Consider the following 16,274-nt stretch of genomic DNA (forward strand, 5'->3'; position numbering starts at 1 on the left):
CACCACCGGAATGCCCGCCACCTGAATCATTTTCAGCGTGCGCGGCGTGTGGGTACGTTCCGTTAAAATCAGCCCGTCGATGTTCCAGGAAAGCATCGATTCAAGACGTTCCTCTTCCAGTTCCGGCTTGTACCCGTAGTGGGCGAGCATGGTCTGGTAGCCAAACGCATCGGTAACGCTTTCGATACCGCGCAGCACTTCGGCGAAAACCTGGTTGGTTAAGGAAGGAAGCAGGACGCCCACCGCACGGCTGGTCGCATTGGAGAGAATATCGGGTGCGCGGTTGGGGATATAACCCAGTTCATCAAGGGCGGCGGCAATCTTGCCACGCAACGCCACGGAAACCTGTTCCGGGTTACGTAAAAAACGGCTGACCGTCATTTTGGTCACACCGACGCGATCGGCGACATCCTGAAGTACGGGGCGTTTCTTTTTCATCGTCCTGAGAAATCTTGAAGTGAGAGATTTGCTCAGTTTATCACGGACAAAGCTCAACCTTCCCCGTTTAAAGGGAAGGTTGAGAAATTATTTAGACCGGCGGCAGGTCAAACAGCAGGATTTCGCTTTCGCTGTCGGCATGCACGGAGAGCGCCTGCTCGTCCCAGATAGCCAGGCCATCGGCGGTTGTGGCTTTCGTGCCGTTAATAGACACTTCCCCTTTCACCACCTGGATCCAGACGCGACGGTTGGCGGCAATCTGATGGACAGACTGTTCGTCTTTCGCCAGCGCCCAGCGGTACAGTTCCATATCCTGGTGCACCTTCAGGGAACCTTCACGCGCATCCGGGGACAGCACCAGCTGTTTGCCCTGTTTCGCGTCGAAGCGGCGCTGCTCGTAGCGTGGCGTGATGCCGGTCTCTTCTGGAATGATCCAGATTTGATACAGGTGCAGTTTTTCCGTTTTGCTCGGGTTGTACTCAGAGTGACGCACCCCGGTACCCGCGCTCATAATCTGGAACTCACCCGCCGGCACCTGCTCTTTGTTGCCCATGCTGTCCTGGTGCTCAACCGCCCCTTCCAGCACATAGGTCAGGATTTCCATGTCCTTGTGCGGGTGGGTACCGAAGCCCTGGCCTGCGTCAATCACGTCGTCGTTAATGACGCGGAGCGCGGAGAAGCCCATGAAGTTCGGGTCGTAATAGTCGGCAAACGAGAATGAATGCCATGAGTCCAGCCAGCCATGATTTGCGTGACCGCGTTCGTTTGCTTTGCGTAAGTAGATCATTGTTTTCACCCTCAGTTCGTTTCGATGGAGTAAGTGTGGACGCAAACCGTCCGGGATCATAGAGGGTGAAAATTGACTCCTCTGTTCAAAAATTATGAACAAGCGCAGAGGAGCCGTTTTTGCTTATCTGGCGAGGGTTACCGTGGCAGGAGAAGCCTGTTCGAATGCCCGTTCAAGGATTTCCAGGTTAGTGAGAACGTCAGATTCCTTGACGTAATTCGGCGTGCCGTTGGTGAGGGTTTCATACAGCGCATCGTAGACGCGGCCATAGTCGCCGGTTTCCGGTTTCAGCTCTTCCCTGACCGTCACGCCCTCATCGTTCACGTACTCCAGCACGCCCACGGCATCGTCCGCCGCAAAGCCCGGTTCGCCCGGCATGATGTTGGCCTTCAGGCTGGTCTCCTGCTGGTCGATACCGTACCGGATGAACGAGCCCTTCGTGCCGTGAACGATAAATTTCGGGTAGTCGATTTTCACCAGATGGCTGGTTTTAACGATGGCCTTAAGGTCGCCGTAAAACAGCTGCGCCTCGAAGGTATCGTCCGGGTTGGCTTTATTGCGCAGGCTGCGAATGTCGTACGCCACGTGGTCCGGGCGGCCAAACAGGGAGATGATCTGGTCCATGGTGTGTACGCCCAGACCGTAGAACGAGCCGTCCTGCGGCAGGCCGGGTTTGGTTTCTGCCACCGGACGGTAGTAATCGAAGTGGCTTTCGATCTCTACAATATCGCCAAGCTTGCCGCTCTCGATCGCCTTTTTCGCCGTCAGGAAGCAGCTGTCAAAGCGACGGTTCTGGTACGGGGTGACGGTCAGACCTTTGCTTTTCGCCAGCGCGAACAGCGCCTTGGCTTCGGCAAGCGTTGGGGTGAACGGTTTTTCCACCAGTACGTTCTTGCCCGCTTCGAGCGCGCGTTTCGCGTAGTCGAAGTGGCTGTCGGCGTGAGTGCAGACGATCACCAGCTTTACCTGCGGATCGTTAAGCACTTCATCGAGATCGCTGGTGAAGTGAATGTGGGAATACTGCGGAGACTGCTCTTCCGGCTTCGCGCTGCGACGGTAGATATGGGCTACATGCCAGGTGTCTTTACGGTTGAGAACATACGGAAGGTGGTAACGCGTGGTGCTTTTGCCAAATCCAATAAATGCGCAATGTAGTGTCATGGCTCAGTCCTTTTTAAGGTTACTGGGTTTAACCATAACAAAAAAAAAGCCAGCGAGAAGCTGGCTAAAGTAATACTGGAAGCAATGTGAGCAATGTCGTGCTTTCAGGTTCCCGTAGGAGGTCTTCCTGAATGCAGAGCAATAATAATCATTCTCATTCGCACTTGTCCAACACTTTTTGCAAAAAATAGCGATTGACTCAGATTTTAAAGTCAATGATGTTGGAAGGGACTTTTAACCGACTGAGGAACAAGGAATGAGTGAGATAGTGATACGCCACGCGGAACCGAAAGATTACGACGCCATTCGTCAGATCCACGCCCAGCCGGAGGTGTACCACAACACGCTACAGGTTCCTCATCCCTCAGAGCAGATGTGGCAGGAGCGGCTAACCGATCAGCCAGGCATTAAACAGCTGGTCGCCTGCATCGACGGGACCGTCGCCGGGCACCTGTGCATTGCCGTAGCCCAGCGCCCACGTCGCAGCCACGTTGCCGATTTCGGAATTTGTGTGGGTGCGCAGTGGCAAAACCGGGGCGTCGCCAGCGCCCTGATGCGTACCATGATCGATATGTGCGACAACTGGCTGCGCGTCGACCGCATTGAGTTAACGGTGTTTGTGGATAACGAACCGGCAATCGCGGTGTACAAAAAGCACGGATTCGAAATTGAAGGCACCGGCAAGCGCTACGGCCTGCGCAACGGTGAGTACGTGGATGCGTATTATATGGCGCGAATGAAGTAGTTTGTTGCCGGGTAAGGCGAAGCCGCCACCCGGCTAAACATCAATACCCCGCCGTTAAATCATCTACCGAACGCGGGTCCGACGCGCCAAACAGCGCCCCGTCCGGCCCGACCATAATGCTCTGGGTGCTGCCCATCGCCTCTTTCACCGCCACCTTTTGTCCGCGCTGCTCAAGCAGTTTTATCGTGTCCGGGCTAAAGCCCTTCTCGACGCGCAGCTCATCCGGCAGCCACTGATGATGGAAACGCGGCGCATTGGTCGCCTCGGCGACGTTCATGCCAAAATCGATGCTGTTCACCACCATCTGTAGCACGGTGGTAATGATGCGGCTCCCGCCAGGGCTGCCGGTCACCAGCCAGGTTTTACCGTCCTTCACCACGATGGTTGGCGACATGGACGACAGCGGACGCTTCTTCGGCCCCACGGCGTTAGCATCCCCGCCGACCAGCCCGTACACGTTCGGCACGCCCGGCTTGGCCGAGAAATCATCCATCTCGTTATTCAGCAAAATGCCGCTGTTGCCCGCTACGATCCCGGTGCCGAAAGTGGTGTTCAGCGTATAGGTCACCGCCACCGCGTTACCGTCTTTATCCACCACCGAGAAATGCGTGGTCTGGTTACTTTCATACGGTGCCAGCTTGCCGGGGCGGATCTCGCTCGACGGCTTCGCCTTGTTGATGTCGATCTCGTCGGCAATCGATTTGGCATACGCTTTGTTGGTCAGCGCCTGCCACGGCACCTTCACGAAATCCGGATCGCCAAGGTATTCCGAGCGGTCGGCGTAGGCACGCTTTTCCGCTTCCGCCATCACCTGCATGGCGTCCGCGCTGCCGAAGCCGAACTTGTGCATATCAAAGTTTTCAAGAATGTTGAGGATCTGCACGATGTGAATGCCACCGGAGGACGGCGGCGGCATGGAGAAGACTTCGTATCCGCGATAGGTGCCGCTAATCGGCTCGCGCTCCACCGCCTTGTATTCTGCCAGGTCCGCTTTGGTGATGAGCCCGCCGTTCTTCTGCATCTCGTCGGCAATCTGATCGGCAATCGCCCCTTTGTAGAAGGCGTCAGGACCGTTTTCCGCAATCAGCTCCAGGCTTTTGGCGAGGTTTTTCTGCACAAGCTTATCGCCCTTCTTCAGCGGCTCACCGTCTTTCCAGAAAATCGCCTTGCTGTTTTCGTGATTCGGAATCACTTCACTGCCGTAGGTTTTCAGGTCATCCGCCAGCGCGTCGTTCACCACAAAGCCGTCACGCGCCAGCCTGATAGCAGGCTGCACCACCTTGTTCAGCGGCAGCGTGCCGTATTTTTCCAGCGCCAGCGAGAAGCCCGCAACGGTGCCAGGCGTGCCGGACGCAAGGTGCGACGTCAGGGATTTTTTGCTGTCCGGGTTGCCCTGATCGTCGAGAAACATATCGCGGGAGGCCTGATTCGGCGCCATCTCACGGAAGTCGATGGCCGTGGTTTTACCGTCTTTGGTGCGCAGCATCATAAACCCGCCGCCGCCCAGGTTCCCCGCCTGCGGGTGCGTTACCGCCAGCGCGTACCCGACCGCGACCGCCGCGTCCACCGCGTTACCGCCCTGCTTAAGAATATCGACGCCCACCTGGGTTGCCAGCGCGTCAACCGAGGCCACCATGCCGTGCGTGGCCCGCACGGGGTGAAAAACATCCTCCTCCACGCCGTAAGAGACCGGAGGAGCGGCGGGCGGGTTGGCCGCCACGGTAAATGTGCCGCCTGCCATCAGCGCAGCGAGGGCGACCCAGCGCAAAAAGGTTGGTTTCATCATTATTGTTCTCCAGGTGAAGGGGTCCATATTCCCCGCTTAAGCCTGGTTCACAACTCTTAAAAAATCATCGTTATGCTGGTTTAGGGGTAAACTTAAGAGAAGCCTCAAAGGAGGAGATAACCATGAAACGATTCCTGATCCTGACCGCGCTGCTCCCGTTCGCCGCGCTCGCACAGCCCATTAACACCCTGAACAACCCGAACCAGCCGGGCTACGTCATTCCGAGCCAGCAGCGTATGCAGACGGAGATGATGAGCCAGCAACAACAGCAGAAAGGGATGCTCAACCAGCAGTTAAAGACGCAGACCCAGGTGCAGCAGCAGCACCTGCAAAACCAGATGAACGCTAACACCCAGCGCGTGCAGCAGGGCCAGATGCGCGAGCAGCCGCTGCAAAACCCAAACGGCGGGATGTTAGGTGGCGGGATGTCGCAAAGCAGCGGTCAGCAGCATATGCTGCCGACCCAGCAGAACGGCAGCATGCTTAATAAATAAAGTCTGGCCCGATCTGGTCAATCGCATCGGTACAGATGCTGTCTACGCCCCAGCGCAGCAGTTCGGCTGCACGCTGGGGTTTGTTGACGGTGTAGACCAGGATATGCAGACCTGCGTCTTTCAGCATTTTGACCCGCGCCGCATCCAGCAGCTTATGGTTCAGATGGATAGAGACACAGCCTAAGCGGCCCGTCAGTTCGCGCCAGTCTTCTCGCCACTCGTCCAGCAGCAGCCCGCGCGGCAGTTCAGGCACAGCCGCCTGTGCGGCTTCCAGCGCGTCGATGTCAAACGAGGAGAGCAGCGGCGGCGTCATGCCTTCCCACAGCTCACGCGCGGCCAGCGCAATCACTTTGCCCGTCAGCGGCCCGGTGCCGGTGGTCGGTTTGATTTCGATGTTAGCCATCATGCCGTGTTGACGACACCGGTCCGCCACTTCCGCCAGTAGCGGCAGCGGCTCGCCTTTGAAATCACCGCTGAACCAGCTTCCGGCGTCCACCTTCAGCAGATCGCGCCACGGCAGTTCGCCCGCCACGCCCCAGCCGTTGCTGGTGCGTTCGAGGTTGTCGTCATGCAGCAGGAAAATTTCGCCGTCTTTCGACAGCTTGGCGTCAAACTCGATCATCGTGTGGCCGTAGCGTGCGCCAGCGTCAATCGCCGCCAGGGTGTTCTCCGGCGCCAGTTTACCGCCGCCACGGTGGGCGACGATGTGGGGGTAAGGCCAGTTGCTCATACTCGTTGTCCTGTTTCACCGTCAAATAAGTGCAGGTGATTTTCCGGCACATGCAGCCACAGCGTGCTGCCTGCCTTCGGGCGCTCCTGATGCGGCAGGCGCACCACCAGCTTTTGCTCGCCCCAGCGTCCGTGCGCCAGGTTATCGGCGCCCAGCATCTCCAGCGTGTCCATCACCAGCGGCACGCCGCCGTCCGCCTGAGACGTTAAGCCAATATGCTCCGGGCGGATGCCGAGCGTCATCTTACGCCCGGCGTACCCACGATAGTACCAGTTGATCGGTAACGCCATCCCGCTTTCCAGTTCAAAGTGGGTTCCCGCAGCATTGATCCGCCCGTCCAGCAGGTTCATCGCCGGGCTGCCGATAAAGCTCGCCACAAAACGGCTGGCCGGTTTTTCGTAAACCTCCACCGGCGTACCAATCTGCTCGGCAATGCCTTTGTTCATCACCATCACGCGCTGGGCGAGGGTCATGGCTTCGACCTGATCGTGGGTGACATAGAGGGACGTGGTTTTCAGACGGCGATGCAGCTGCTGTAGCTCAAGACGCATCTGCACGCGCAGCTTGGCGTCGAGATTCGAGAGCGGTTCGTCGAACAGGAATACCGCAGGGTCGCGCACGATGGCGCGCCCCATCGCCACGCGCTGGCGCTGGCCGCCGGAGAGCTCGCGCGGGCGGCGCTTCAGCAGGCCGTCAAGTTCCAGAATGCGCGCGGCTTCTTTTACGCGCTCGGCGATATGGCCTTTGCCCATCCCGCGAATTTTCAGCCCCCAGGCCATGTTCTCCTCCACGCTCATGTGCGGATAGAGGGCATAGTTCTGGAACACCATCGCGATGCCGCGATCTTTTGGCTCCATCTCGGTGACGCGCTGGCGGTCAATCCAGATATCTCCGGACGTGACGCGCTCCAGCCCCGCCACCATGCGCAGCAGCGTGGACTTCCCGCAGCCGGATGGGCCGACCATCACGATAAATTCACCGTCCGCCACGTCGAGCGTCAGCGGCTGAATGACCTGGGTTTTACCGTCCCAGCTTTTGGTAACTGCCTGAAGTTTTAAACCTGCCATCTTATTTCTCGCTATCGACCAGGCCGCGGACAAACGCGCGCTGCATGGCTAAAACAATGACTACGGGTGGGATTAGGGTGAGCAGCATCGCCGCCATCACCTGGTTCCAGAGGGTGGTGCCTTCACCGGTGGCGATCATGCCTTTGATGCCCGCCACGGCGGTGCCGAGGTTAACGTCCTGAACGATCAGCAGCGGCCACAGGTACTGGTTCCAGCCGTAGATAAAGGTGATCACAAACAGCGCCGCGAGGTTGGTTTTCGACAGCGGCAGCACGATGTCGCGGAAGAAGCGCATCGGGGAGGCACCATCGATGCGTGCGGCCTCAATCAGCTCGTCCGGCAGGGTCATAAAGAACTGGCGGAACAGGAAGGTGGCGGTCGCCGAGGCCATCAGCGGCAGGGTTAAGCCCGCATAGCTGTCCAGCATCTTCAGGTTGGCGATCACCTCCACCGTCGGGAAGATACGCACCTCCACCGGCAGCATCAGGGTGATAAAAATCATCCAGAAGAACAGGTTACGCAGCGGAAAGCGGAACCAGACGATAGCGAAGGCCGAGAGCATCGACACCGTGATTTTGCCCACCGTAATGCCGAACGCCATGATGAAGCTGTTGAGCATCATCAGCCAGAACGGCGCGCTGTTGGCGCCCACGCCCTGGGTCCAGATGGTCTTCATGTTTTCGAAAAGGTGCCCGCCCGGGATCAGCGTCATCGGCGTGTCGAACACCGCTTTGGTGTCCAGCGTGGCGGCGACAAAGGCCACGTACAGCGGGAACAGGATAACGAGGATACCCAGGATCAGCAGGGTATGGCTGAAAATCGTCAGCCCGCGACGGTTCTCAATCATTGGTAGCGCACCTTACTTTCGACATAGCGGAACTGCACTACCGTGAGGATGATGACGAGGAACATCAGCACGACGGACTGCGCGGCAGAGGCCGAGAGATCGAGTCCGGCAAACCCTTCGCGGTAGATCTTGTAGATAAGCGTGGTGGTCGCCTGCACCGGACCGCCCGCAGTGGCGGCATCGATCACCGGGAAGGTATCGAAGAAGGCGTACACCAGGTTAACCACCAGCAGGAAGAAGCTGACCGGGGCGATCAGCGGCAGCGACAGCCTGAAGAAGCGGCGCACCGGCCCTGCGCCGTCGATGGCGGCGGCCTCCACCAGCGAACGCGGAATGGATTGCAGCGCGGCAAAGAAAAACAGGAAGTTGTAGCTGATCTGCTTCCACACCGAGGCGAACACCACGAGGAACATCGCCTGACCGCTGTTCTGGGCGTGGTTCCAGTCATAGCCGAATTCCGCCAGAAAATGGGTAATCAGCCCGCGTCCGGGGTTAAACAGGAAGATCCACAGCACGGCAGCCACGGCGGGGGCCACGGCGTAAGGCAGCAGCATCAGGGTCTGATACAGTCGGCTGCCGCGCACCACGTAATCCACCAGCGCGGCGAAAAACAGCGACGCGACAAGGCCGCTCACGGTCACCAGCGCGCTGAACCTGATCGTCGTCCAGAAGGAGTCCAGGTAATAGCTGTCGTGGAACAGCGCCGTAAAGTTGTCCAGCCCAACGAACTGGCTGGACAGCCCGAACGGATCGACGCTTTGTACCGAGTACCACAGCGCTTCGCCCGCAGGCCAGATGAAGAAGATAACGGTGATGATCAGCTGAGGCGCGACCAGCAGGTACGGCAGCCAGCGGGATCGGAACACCGGACGGGATGAGGACATGGAGATTTGATTCCTGAACAATGCCGGGTGGCGGCTGCGCCTTACCCTGCCTGGATGGGGCACGTCGTAGGCCCGGTAAGCGAAGCGCCACCGGGCGTTTCAGCGATTACGATTTCGTCGACTGCTCAAAGCGGCGCAGCAGCTGATTGCCGCGCTCTACCGCAGAGTCCAGCGCCTGCTGCGGGGTTTTCTTCCCGGTCCACACGCTTTCCAGCTCTTCATCCACGATGGTGCGGATCTGCGGCATGTTGCCCAGACGCAGGCCTTTGGTGAACGGCAGCGGCGGCTTATTCAGCATCTGACGCGTCGCGATATCCGCGCCCGGGTTTTTGCTGTAGAAGCCCTGCTCGCGGGTCAGGTCGTAGGCGGCCTTGGTGATCGGCAGATAGCCGGTTTTCTGGTGCCATTCAGCCGCGTTTTCCGGCTTCGCCAGGAAGTCGAGGAACTCGGCCACGCCTTTATAGGTGCCGCTGTCTTTACCCTGCATCACCCACAGGCTGGCCCCGCCGATGATGGCGTTCTGCGGCGCGCCTTTTACGTCGGCGTCGTACGGCATCATGCCCACGCCGTAGTTGAATTTGGCGTAGTGACGGATATCCGCCAGCGAGCCGGAAGACGCGGTGGTAATGGCGCAGTCGCCGTTGTAGAACTTCTCGGTGGATTCGTCTTTACGCCCGAAGTAGCTGAAGTCGCCCTTCTTGTTCAGATCCGCCAGCAGCGCGATGTGCTTCACCTGCTCCGGCTTGTTGAACTCCAGAACCGCGTCGGTGCCGTCGAAGCCGTTGTTTTTGGTGGCAACCGGCAGGCCGTGCCAGGCGCTGAAGTTCTCAATCTGGATCCAGCCCTGCCAGCCGCTGGCGTAGCCGCACTTCATGCCCGCCGCTTTCAGCTTCGCGGTGTACTCGGCCAGATCCTGCCAGGTTTTTGGCGGCTGCTCCGGATCCAGGCCCGCTTTTTTGAAGGCATCTTTGTTGTAGTACAGCACCGGCGTGGAGCTGTTAAACGGCTGGGACAGCAGGTGGCCGGTTTTGGAATCGGTGTAGTAACCGGAGACGGTCGGCACGAACTGGGATTCGTCAAAGTTGATGCCCGCGTCTTTGAACACTTCGTAGACCGGTTTGATGGCTTTCGAGGCCATCATGGTTGCGGTGCCGACTTCATACACCTGCAACAGCGCAGGCGCGTTGCCGGTACGGAAGGCGGCGATGCCCGCGCTCAGGCTCTGCTCGTAGTTGCCTTTGTACACCGGCACAATTTTGTAATCCGGGTGGGTGTCGTTGAAACGCTGCGCCAGGGAGTCAACCTCTTTACCCAACTCCCCTTCCATGGAATGCCAGAATGGAATGGTGGTCACGGCCATTGCGTTCGTCGCAAAAGCCAGACCGATTGCCAGACCCAAAGCCGTGTGTCGTAACGATGTCATTGTCATCTCTCTTATTATGCCGGATGCGCGATATCACGCGTTTTGTGCTCGCGAGGTAACATGACATGCTCGAATGACAGAAAAATAACTGTTTGTTTACAGATAAGTGACGGCCAGGCGTCAGGGGGATGATGGTTGTGTGAAGGGGTTAATATGAAAAAAGCCGGGTGGCGGCTGCGCCTTACCCGGCCTGGAGGGTATCCGTAGGCCCGGTAAGCGTAGCGCCACCGGGCACTACAGACGGCTCAGCCGCCCAGGTACGCGCTCCGCACCGCTTCGTTCGCCAGCAGCGCGTCGCCGGTATCCTCCAGCACCACGCGACCATTCTCCAGCACGTAGCCGCGATCGGCGAGCTTCAGCGCCTGGTTGGCGTTCTGCTCGACGAGGAAGATGGTCATCCCCTCTTTGCGCAGTTGCTCAATGGTGTCGAAAATCTGCTGGATGATGATCGGCGCAAGACCGAGCGACGGTTCGTCCAGCAGCAGCAGGCGCGGCTGGCTCATCAGCGCGCGGCCAATCGCCAGCATCTGCTGTTCACCGCCGGACATGGTGCCCGCACGCTGGATGCGGCGTTCCCACAGGCGCGGGAAGAGTTCGTACACCCATTTTATGCGGGTGTGATACTGGTCGCGGTCAGCAAAAAAGCCGCCCATCGCCAGGTTCTCTTCCACCGTCATGCGCGAGAAGACGCGGCGCCCTTCCGGGACAATCGCCACCGCTTCACGCATAATTTTGGCGGTCTGCCAGTCGGTAATATCTTTGCCATCAAACACAATCCGCCCGCTGGTGGCGCGCGGGTCGCCGCACAGGGTGCCGAGCAGCGTGGTTTTGCCCGCGCCGTTGGCGCCAATCAGGGTGACGATTTCACCCTGATTGATGTGCAGGCTGACATCGTGCAGCGCCTGGATCTTGCCGTAGTGCGCATTGACCTTGTCGAACGTTAACATCGCTTTTTCCATCTTATGCCTCACCAAGGTATGCGCGGATCACGTCCGGGTTGTTGCGGATCTCTTCCGGCGTGCCGTTTGCCAGCGGCGTGCCCTGGTTTACCACGTAGATACGGTCCGAAATGCCCATCACCAGCTTCATGTCGTGCTCAATCAACAGGATGGTGGTGTCGTGATGATCGCGCAGCTCGGCAATCAGCTCGTCCAGCTCTTTGGTCTCTTTCGGGTTGAGGCCCGCCGCCGGTTCGTCGAGCATCAGGATCTCCGGCTGGGTCACCATGCAGCGTACAATCTCCAGCCTACGCTGGTCGCCATAGGCCAGGTTACTCGCCTGCCGGTTGGCGTGCTGGAGCAGGCCGATACGGTCGAGCCAGGTGGCGGCGCGATCGAGCGCCTCCTCCTGCGTGCGGCGGAAGGCCGGGGTTTTCAGCAGGCCGGAGAACAGGCCGGTTTTCAGCTGCTGATGCTGTGCCACCAGCAGGTTCTCAATCACCGTCATCTCGCGGAACAGCCGCACGTGCTGGAAAGTACGCACCACGCCCATGCGGGCAATCTGCTGGCCCGGCAGCCCTTCCAGGTGCTGGTCGCGCAGCATGATGGTGCCGCCCGTCGGCTTGTAGAAACCGGTCAGGCAGTTGAAGACCGTGGTTTTCCCCGCGCCGTTCGGGCCAATCAGGGAGACGATCTCTTTTTTATGCAGATCCAGGTTCACGTTGTTGACCGCCAGCAGGCCGCCAAAACGCATCATCAGACCGTTAACGGATAATAATGGCTGACTCATGCCTGCTCTCCTTTCGCTTCCGCACGCTTAAGCTTCAGCTGTGGACGCGTCATCGGCAGGAGGCCCTGCGGACGCCAGATCATCATCAGCACCATCAAACCACCCAGCATCAGCATGCTGTATTCGTTAAAGTCGCGCATCAGCTCGCGGGAGACCACCAGCAGGATGGCCGCGAGGATCACGGCGAACTGCGAGCCCATCCCGCCGAGCACCACGATCGCCAGCACAAAGGCCGATTCGGCAAAGGTGAACGACTCGGGGCTGACGAAGCCCTGACGCGCGGCGAACAGCGTGCCGGCGAAACCGGCAAACGCGGCGCTGATGGTGAACGCGGTCAGCTTGATGCGGGTCGGGTTCAGGCCCAGAGAGCGGCAGGCGATCTCATCTTCGCGCAGCGCTTCCCACGCGCGGCCCAGCGGCATGCGCAGCAGGCGGTTGATCACGAACAGGGTAATGACTACCAGCAGCAGCGCCACCAGGTAGAGCCAGATCACGCGGTCGGACGGGTCATATTTGATGCCAAAGAAGTTGCTGAAGGTATCCCAGCCGCCTTCGCGGGCGGTACGGCTGAACTCCAGGCCGAAGAAGGTCGGCTTCGGGATCTGGCTAATGCCGTTCGGCCCGCCGGTCACTTCGGTGTTGTTGAGCAGCAGGATACGGACAATTTCGCCGAAGCCTAAGGTCACAATCGCCAGGTAGTCACCGCGCAGGCGCAGCACCGGGAAGCCGAGCAGGAAGCCTGCGGCGGCAGAGACCAGCCCCGCCAGCGGCAGACAGGTCCAGAAGCCGAGGCCGTAATAGTGGTTCAGCAGCGCGAAGGTGTACGCGCCGATAGCGTAGAAACCGCCGTAGCCCAGCACCAGCAGGCCGGACAGCCCCACCACCACGTTCAGACCGAGGCCGAGGATCACATAAATCATGGTCAGGGTGGCGATGTCCACCGTGCCGCGCGACACCATAAACGGCCACGCCACGGCAGCCACCAGCAGTGCCACGAGGAACAGCTTCTGCTTTACCGTGGTACCATCGATCGCCGGCAGAACGAACTTCGGCCCGGAGACGTTTTTCAGCGTCTTCTTGAACAGCGGACGCAGCAGCTGGAACAGAAACACTACGGCGGTGCCGATAAACACCCACTGCCAGCGGATGTCGGGGGCGGTATCGACCACCAGTTTCGTGCCGTCCAGCCCTAACTGGACGCCCATAAAGACGCCCGCCAGTACGAAGAACATGGCGGCAGAGAGCAACGCCATAGCAAAATGCATCGGTTTCATACTTTCTCTACCTCCGGACGGCCCAGAATACCGGTAGGCATCACCAGCAGAACCAGAATCAGCAGGGCAAACGACACCACATCTTTATACTCGGTGCTCAGGTACGCCGAGGAGAGCGCCTCCGCCACGCCCAGGATCAGGCCGCCGATCATCGCGCCTGGAATGCTGCCGATACCGCCCAGTACCGCCGCGGTGAAGGCTTTCATCCCGGCCATAAAGCCGATGTACGGGTTAATTACGCCGTAGAACTGGCCGAGCAGAACCCCCGCCACCGCCGCCATTGCGGCGCCAATCACGAAGGTCAGGGCGATGACGCGGTCGGTGTTGATACCGAGCAGACTCGCCATCTTCAGATCTTCCGCGCAGGCGCGGCAGGCGCGTCCCATGCGGGAGTAGCGGATGAAAACGGTCAGGGCCAGCATCGCCAGGAAGGTGACAACCCAGATAACCAGCTGCATGGTAGTGACAGAGGCAGAGAAGTTTTCGCTGGCTCCCACAATCCACTGGCCGTTAAACAGGCTTGGCAGCGCCACGTCGCGCGAGCCTTCAGTCAGGCTGACGTAGTTTTGCAGGAAGATCGACATACCAATCGCGGAAATCAGCGCAATCAGGCGCTTGGAGCTGCGCACCGGCCGGTAGGCCACGCGCTCAATGCTCCAGCCGTAGGCGCTGGCGATCACAATCGCGCCGACAAACCCGGCGGCCACCAGCAGCCAGCTGCTGTCGATGCCCATCATCATCAGCGCGGCGATGATCATAAAGGAGACGTAGCTACCTATCATGTACACCTCGCCGTGGGCGAAGTTGATCATGCCGATAATGCCGTAAACCATCGTATAGCCGATGGCGATCAGCGCGTAGGTGCTTCCCAGCGTGACGCCGTTAAACATCTGCTGCAAAAAGTAGAGAAACTGCTCGGACATATGCAAACCTTTTTATACCCGCCCGGGGAGCCGGGCGGTGGGATAATTATTTGGCGACCGAGGAAGACCCGTCGGCGTGCCACTTAAAGACACCAAATTCAAATCCCTTCAGATCGCCTTTCTCATCCCAGTTCAGCGGCCCAATCACGGTGTTCGCCCCGTGTGCTTTTAAATCTTTCACCAGATCCAGCGGTTCTTTGCTGCCGGTACGGTCCATTGCCGTTGCCAGAGACTGCACGGCCGCGTAGGTGATCCAGACGTACGGACCGCTCGGATCTTTCTTCTGTGCCTTGAGCGCATCCACGATAGCTTTGTTGGCCGGATCCTGGTCATAGCGTTTTGGCATAGTGACCAGCATGCCTTCGGCAGAATCCCCCGCGATGTTGGACAGAGAGGCATTGCCCACCCCCTCTGGCCCCATAAACTGGGTTTTCAGGCCGGTGGCGCGCGCCTGGCGCAGCATCTGGCCCATTTCCGGGTAGTAGCCGCCGTAGTAAACGAAGTCGATATTTTCTTTTTGCAGGCGGGCGATCAGCGCGGAGAAGTCTTTTTCACCGGCGGTAATGCCGTCGAAGAAGACGATGTTCGCGCCGCCTTTTTTCAGGCCGTCCTGCACGGAGCGCGCCAGACCTTCGCCATACTGCTGCTTGTCATGAATGATGGCGATACGCTGTGGCTTGACGGTCTCGAGGATGTATTTGGCGGCGGTCGGTCCCTGAGAAGAGTCCAGGCCGGCGGTACGCATGATGTGCTGATAGCCGCGCTGGGTCAGCTCCGGGTTGGTGGCGCCCGGGGTGATCATCAGAATGCCTTCGTCCTCGTAGATGTCGGACGCGGGCTGCGTGGAGGACGAGCAGAGGTGGCCAATGACATACTGGATGCCATCGTTAACGATTTTGTTGGCGACCGCGACGGCCTGTTTCGGATCGCAGGCGTCGTCATATTCCACGCCCACCAGCTTGTCGCCTTTGATGCCGCCCTTAGCGTTGATGTCTTTTATGGCCTGGCGCGCACCGTTGAACTCCATGTCACCCCACTGGGCAACAGGACCGGACATCGCACCCACTACCGCAACTTTAATGTCCTCCGCCATAGCGGTATGCGAGATCGACAGTGCGACCATCCCCGCGATTAACGTCTTCGCGTTCCTTTTCATCTCAGAATCCCCATTCGTGAAGTGATGTTTATATTTTGTTTTATTATGGTTAAAAAGCATTCTGTACTTTTAATGAACAACGCTATTTTTACCAGTGCCTTTAAGGGTTTAGCGCGGTTTTTTATCAAAAACCAGACTAATATCTCTATTTTTCAGGATATTAAGGAAAGATAATATTCTGAATTCAGGCAGAGATAAACAAATAAAAGCGCGTTTTGCAGCATAAAATAACGGTACAATGCGCGGAATAAATCACTGCCCCTCAGGTTAAAATCCTGCTTATTTTTCAATCCATGTGTTTTCGAACTGCCCATGTCGCCGCTAAAAAACGAATCACCTGGCAAACGGGAATAAAAAGAGAACGCGCCTGAGCAAATAAATTGAGTACACTGGCCCTACTTTTTTTGATTTGGACAAGCAGCTAATGAAACTGACAATCGTTCGTCTGGTGACCTTTAGCGAACAGGATCATATCGACCTGGGCAAGATCTGGCCGGAATATTCCCCTTCGTCGTTGGCCGTCGATGAGAATCACCGCATTTATGCCGCGCGCTTTAACGAGCGCCTGCTGGCCGCCGTTCGCGTAACGCTGAGCGGCACCGAAGGCGCGCTGGACTCGCTTCGCGTGCGCGACGTGACCCGCCGCCGTGGGGTCGGGCAGTATTTAATTGAAGAGGTGATCCGCGAAAACCCGAGCGTGACCTCCTGGTGGATGGCCGACGTGGGCGTGGAGGATCGCGGCGTGATGGCGGCGTTTATGCAGGCGTTAGGGTTTACGGCACAGGCGAACGGGTGGGAGAAGCGCTAAAAGAAAGCCGGGTGGCGGCTGCG

17 protein-coding genes are annotated in these 16,274 nt (G+C 58.5%); 3 read left to right on the forward strand and 14 right to left on the reverse strand.

The genetic code is table 11. From position 1 onward, the window contains the following. The 3 genes from IM267_RS21385 to IM267_RS19355 all read right to left on the reverse strand — a co-directional run. Positions 1–438: LacI family DNA-binding transcriptional regulator (locus IM267_RS21385; protein WP_226848201.1), on the reverse strand; the 438-nt coding region annotated here is incomplete at its 3' end. Positions 439–529: 91 nt separating this feature from the next. Further along, the gene (locus IM267_RS19350; protein ID WP_000639796.1) at positions 530–1,225 is read right to left on the reverse strand and encodes a pirin family protein; all 696 of its coding nucleotides are present in this window, start codon (positions 1,223–1,225) and stop codon (positions 530–532) included. Positions 1,226–1,348: 123 nt separating this feature from the next. Next, positions 1,349–2,386 (reverse strand): oxidoreductase, encoded by a 1,038-nt coding sequence (locus IM267_RS19355; protein ID WP_193034090.1) that lies wholly within the window; start codon positions 2,384–2,386, stop codon positions 1,349–1,351. 256 nt (positions 2,387–2,642) lie between these two features. Here IM267_RS19355 and yhhY point away from each other — a divergent pair, with 256 nt between their 5' ends. Next, entirely contained in the window at positions 2,643–3,131 is a 489-nt protein-coding gene (yhhY, locus tag IM267_RS19360) for an N-acetyltransferase (RefSeq protein ID WP_193034091.1), read from the forward strand. Between the two features lie 40 nt (positions 3,132–3,171). On the opposite strand, the gene ggt is transcribed toward yhhY, so the two are convergent. Next, a complete protein-coding gene (ggt, locus tag IM267_RS19365; RefSeq protein WP_193034092.1) occupies positions 3,172–4,917 on the reverse strand; it encodes a gamma-glutamyltransferase in 1,746 nt (581 codons plus the stop codon). Positions 4,918–5,039: 122 nt separating this feature from the next. On the opposite strand from ggt, the gene IM267_RS19370 reads away from it, so the two are divergent. Next, on the forward strand, positions 5,040–5,411 hold the full coding sequence (locus tag IM267_RS19370; protein WP_063449537.1) for a DUF2756 family protein: 372 nt from the start codon (positions 5,040–5,042) through the stop codon (positions 5,409–5,411). On the opposite strand, the gene ugpQ is transcribed toward IM267_RS19370, so the two are convergent. From ugpQ to livK, 10 genes are all read right to left on the reverse strand, one after another. Further along, positions 5,401–6,141, reverse strand: a complete 741-nt coding sequence (gene ugpQ / locus IM267_RS19375) for a glycerophosphodiester phosphodiesterase (protein ID WP_112792209.1) — start codon at positions 6,139–6,141, stop codon at positions 5,401–5,403. The genes IM267_RS19370 and ugpQ overlap by 11 nt on opposite strands. After that, a complete protein-coding gene (locus IM267_RS19380; RefSeq protein WP_063449539.1) occupies positions 6,138–7,208 on the reverse strand; it encodes a sn-glycerol-3-phosphate import ATP-binding protein UgpC in 1,071 nt (356 codons plus the stop codon). Before IM267_RS19380 ends, ugpQ begins: the two co-directional genes overlap by 4 nt. A gap of 1 nt (position 7,209) precedes the next feature. After that, positions 7,210–8,055: a sn-glycerol-3-phosphate ABC transporter permease UgpE gene (gene ugpE / locus IM267_RS19385; RefSeq protein WP_045347706.1), complete on the reverse strand. Its 846-nt coding sequence runs from the start codon at positions 8,053–8,055 to the stop codon at positions 7,210–7,212. Next, positions 8,052–8,939, reverse strand: coding sequence for a sn-glycerol-3-phosphate ABC transporter permease UgpA (gene ugpA / locus IM267_RS19390; RefSeq protein ID WP_193034093.1), 888 nt, complete (start codon positions 8,937–8,939; stop codon positions 8,052–8,054). The genes ugpE and ugpA overlap by 4 nt, the downstream gene beginning before the upstream one ends. Positions 8,940–9,045: 106 nt before the next feature. Continuing rightward, positions 9,046–10,362: a sn-glycerol-3-phosphate ABC transporter substrate-binding protein UgpB gene (gene ugpB, locus IM267_RS19395; protein WP_063449542.1), complete on the reverse strand. Its 1,317-nt coding sequence runs from the start codon at positions 10,360–10,362 to the stop codon at positions 9,046–9,048. A gap of 245 nt (positions 10,363–10,607) precedes the next feature. Beyond that, the gene (gene livF, locus IM267_RS19400) at positions 10,608–11,321 is read right to left on the reverse strand and encodes a high-affinity branched-chain amino acid ABC transporter ATP-binding protein LivF (RefSeq protein WP_074160928.1); all 714 of its coding nucleotides are present in this window, start codon (positions 11,319–11,321) and stop codon (positions 10,608–10,610) included. Between the two features lies 1 nt (position 11,322). Next, positions 11,323–12,090 (reverse strand): high-affinity branched-chain amino acid ABC transporter ATP-binding protein LivG, encoded by a 768-nt coding sequence (livG, locus tag IM267_RS19405; RefSeq protein ID WP_006812274.1) that lies wholly within the window; start codon positions 12,088–12,090, stop codon positions 11,323–11,325. Continuing rightward, positions 12,087–13,364: a high-affinity branched-chain amino acid ABC transporter permease LivM gene (locus IM267_RS19410; protein WP_193034094.1), complete on the reverse strand. Its 1,278-nt coding sequence runs from the start codon at positions 13,362–13,364 to the stop codon at positions 12,087–12,089. The genes livG and IM267_RS19410 overlap by 4 nt, the downstream gene beginning before the upstream one ends. Next, positions 13,361–14,287: a high-affinity branched-chain amino acid ABC transporter permease LivH gene (livH, locus tag IM267_RS19415; RefSeq protein ID WP_063449544.1), complete on the reverse strand. Its 927-nt coding sequence runs from the start codon at positions 14,285–14,287 to the stop codon at positions 13,361–13,363. Before livH ends, IM267_RS19410 begins: the two co-directional genes overlap by 4 nt. A 46-nt stretch (positions 14,288–14,333) precedes the next feature. Further along, positions 14,334–15,443, reverse strand: a complete 1,110-nt coding sequence (livK, locus tag IM267_RS19420) for a high-affinity branched-chain amino acid ABC transporter substrate-binding protein LivK (RefSeq protein WP_063865376.1) — start codon at positions 15,441–15,443, stop codon at positions 14,334–14,336. Between the two features lie 424 nt (positions 15,444–15,867). Here livK and panM point away from each other — a divergent pair, with 424 nt between their 5' ends. Beyond that, positions 15,868–16,251: an aspartate 1-decarboxylase autocleavage activator PanM gene (gene panM, locus IM267_RS19425; RefSeq protein ID WP_063449547.1), complete on the forward strand. Its 384-nt coding sequence runs from the start codon at positions 15,868–15,870 to the stop codon at positions 16,249–16,251. Positions 16,252–16,274: the final 23 nt, after the last annotated feature.

This window comes from Enterobacter cloacae complex sp. P15RS, from assembly GCF_014895905.1.
GTDB lineage: Bacteria > Pseudomonadota > Gammaproteobacteria > Enterobacterales > Enterobacteriaceae > Enterobacter > Enterobacter quasihormaechei.

Coding starts and splice junctions, on each gene's coding strand:
- IM267_RS19350 (WP_000639796.1), bottom strand. CDS start 1,225: ATGATCTACTTACGCAAAGCAAACGAACGCGGTCACGCAAATCATGGC.
- IM267_RS19355 (WP_193034090.1), bottom strand. CDS start 2,386: ATGACACTACATTGCGCATTTATTGGATTTGGCAAAAGCACCACGCGT.
- yhhY (WP_193034091.1), top strand. CDS start 2,643: ATGAGTGAGATAGTGATACGCCACGCGGAACCGAAAGATTACGACGCC.
- ggt (WP_193034092.1), bottom strand. CDS start 4,917: ATGATGAAACCAACCTTTTTGCGCTGGGTCGCCCTCGCTGCGCTGATG.
- IM267_RS19370 (WP_063449537.1), top strand. CDS start 5,040: ATGAAACGATTCCTGATCCTGACCGCGCTGCTCCCGTTCGCCGCGCTC.
- ugpQ (WP_112792209.1), bottom strand. CDS start 6,141: ATGAGCAACTGGCCTTACCCCCACATCGTCGCCCACCGTGGCGGCGGT.
- IM267_RS19380 (WP_063449539.1), bottom strand. CDS start 7,208: ATGGCAGGTTTAAAACTTCAGGCAGTTACCAAAAGCTGGGACGGTAAA.
- ugpE (WP_045347706.1), bottom strand. CDS start 8,055: ATGATTGAGAACCGTCGCGGGCTGACGATTTTCAGCCATACCCTGCTG.
- ugpA (WP_193034093.1), bottom strand. CDS start 8,939: ATGTCCTCATCCCGTCCGGTGTTCCGATCCCGCTGGCTGCCGTACCTG.
- ugpB (WP_063449542.1), bottom strand. CDS start 10,362: ATGACATCGTTACGACACACGGCTTTGGGTCTGGCAATCGGTCTGGCT.
- livF (WP_074160928.1), bottom strand. CDS start 11,321: ATGGAAAAAGCGATGTTAACGTTCGACAAGGTCAATGCGCACTACGGC.
- livG (WP_006812274.1), bottom strand. CDS start 12,090: ATGAGTCAGCCATTATTATCCGTTAACGGTCTGATGATGCGTTTTGGC.
- IM267_RS19410 (WP_193034094.1), bottom strand. CDS start 13,364: ATGAAACCGATGCATTTTGCTATGGCGTTGCTCTCTGCCGCCATGTTC.
- livH (WP_063449544.1), bottom strand. CDS start 14,287: ATGTCCGAGCAGTTTCTCTACTTTTTGCAGCAGATGTTTAACGGCGTC.
- livK (WP_063865376.1), bottom strand. CDS start 15,443: ATGAAAAGGAACGCGAAGACGTTAATCGCGGGGATGGTCGCACTGTCG.
- panM (WP_063449547.1), top strand. CDS start 15,868: ATGAAACTGACAATCGTTCGTCTGGTGACCTTTAGCGAACAGGATCAT.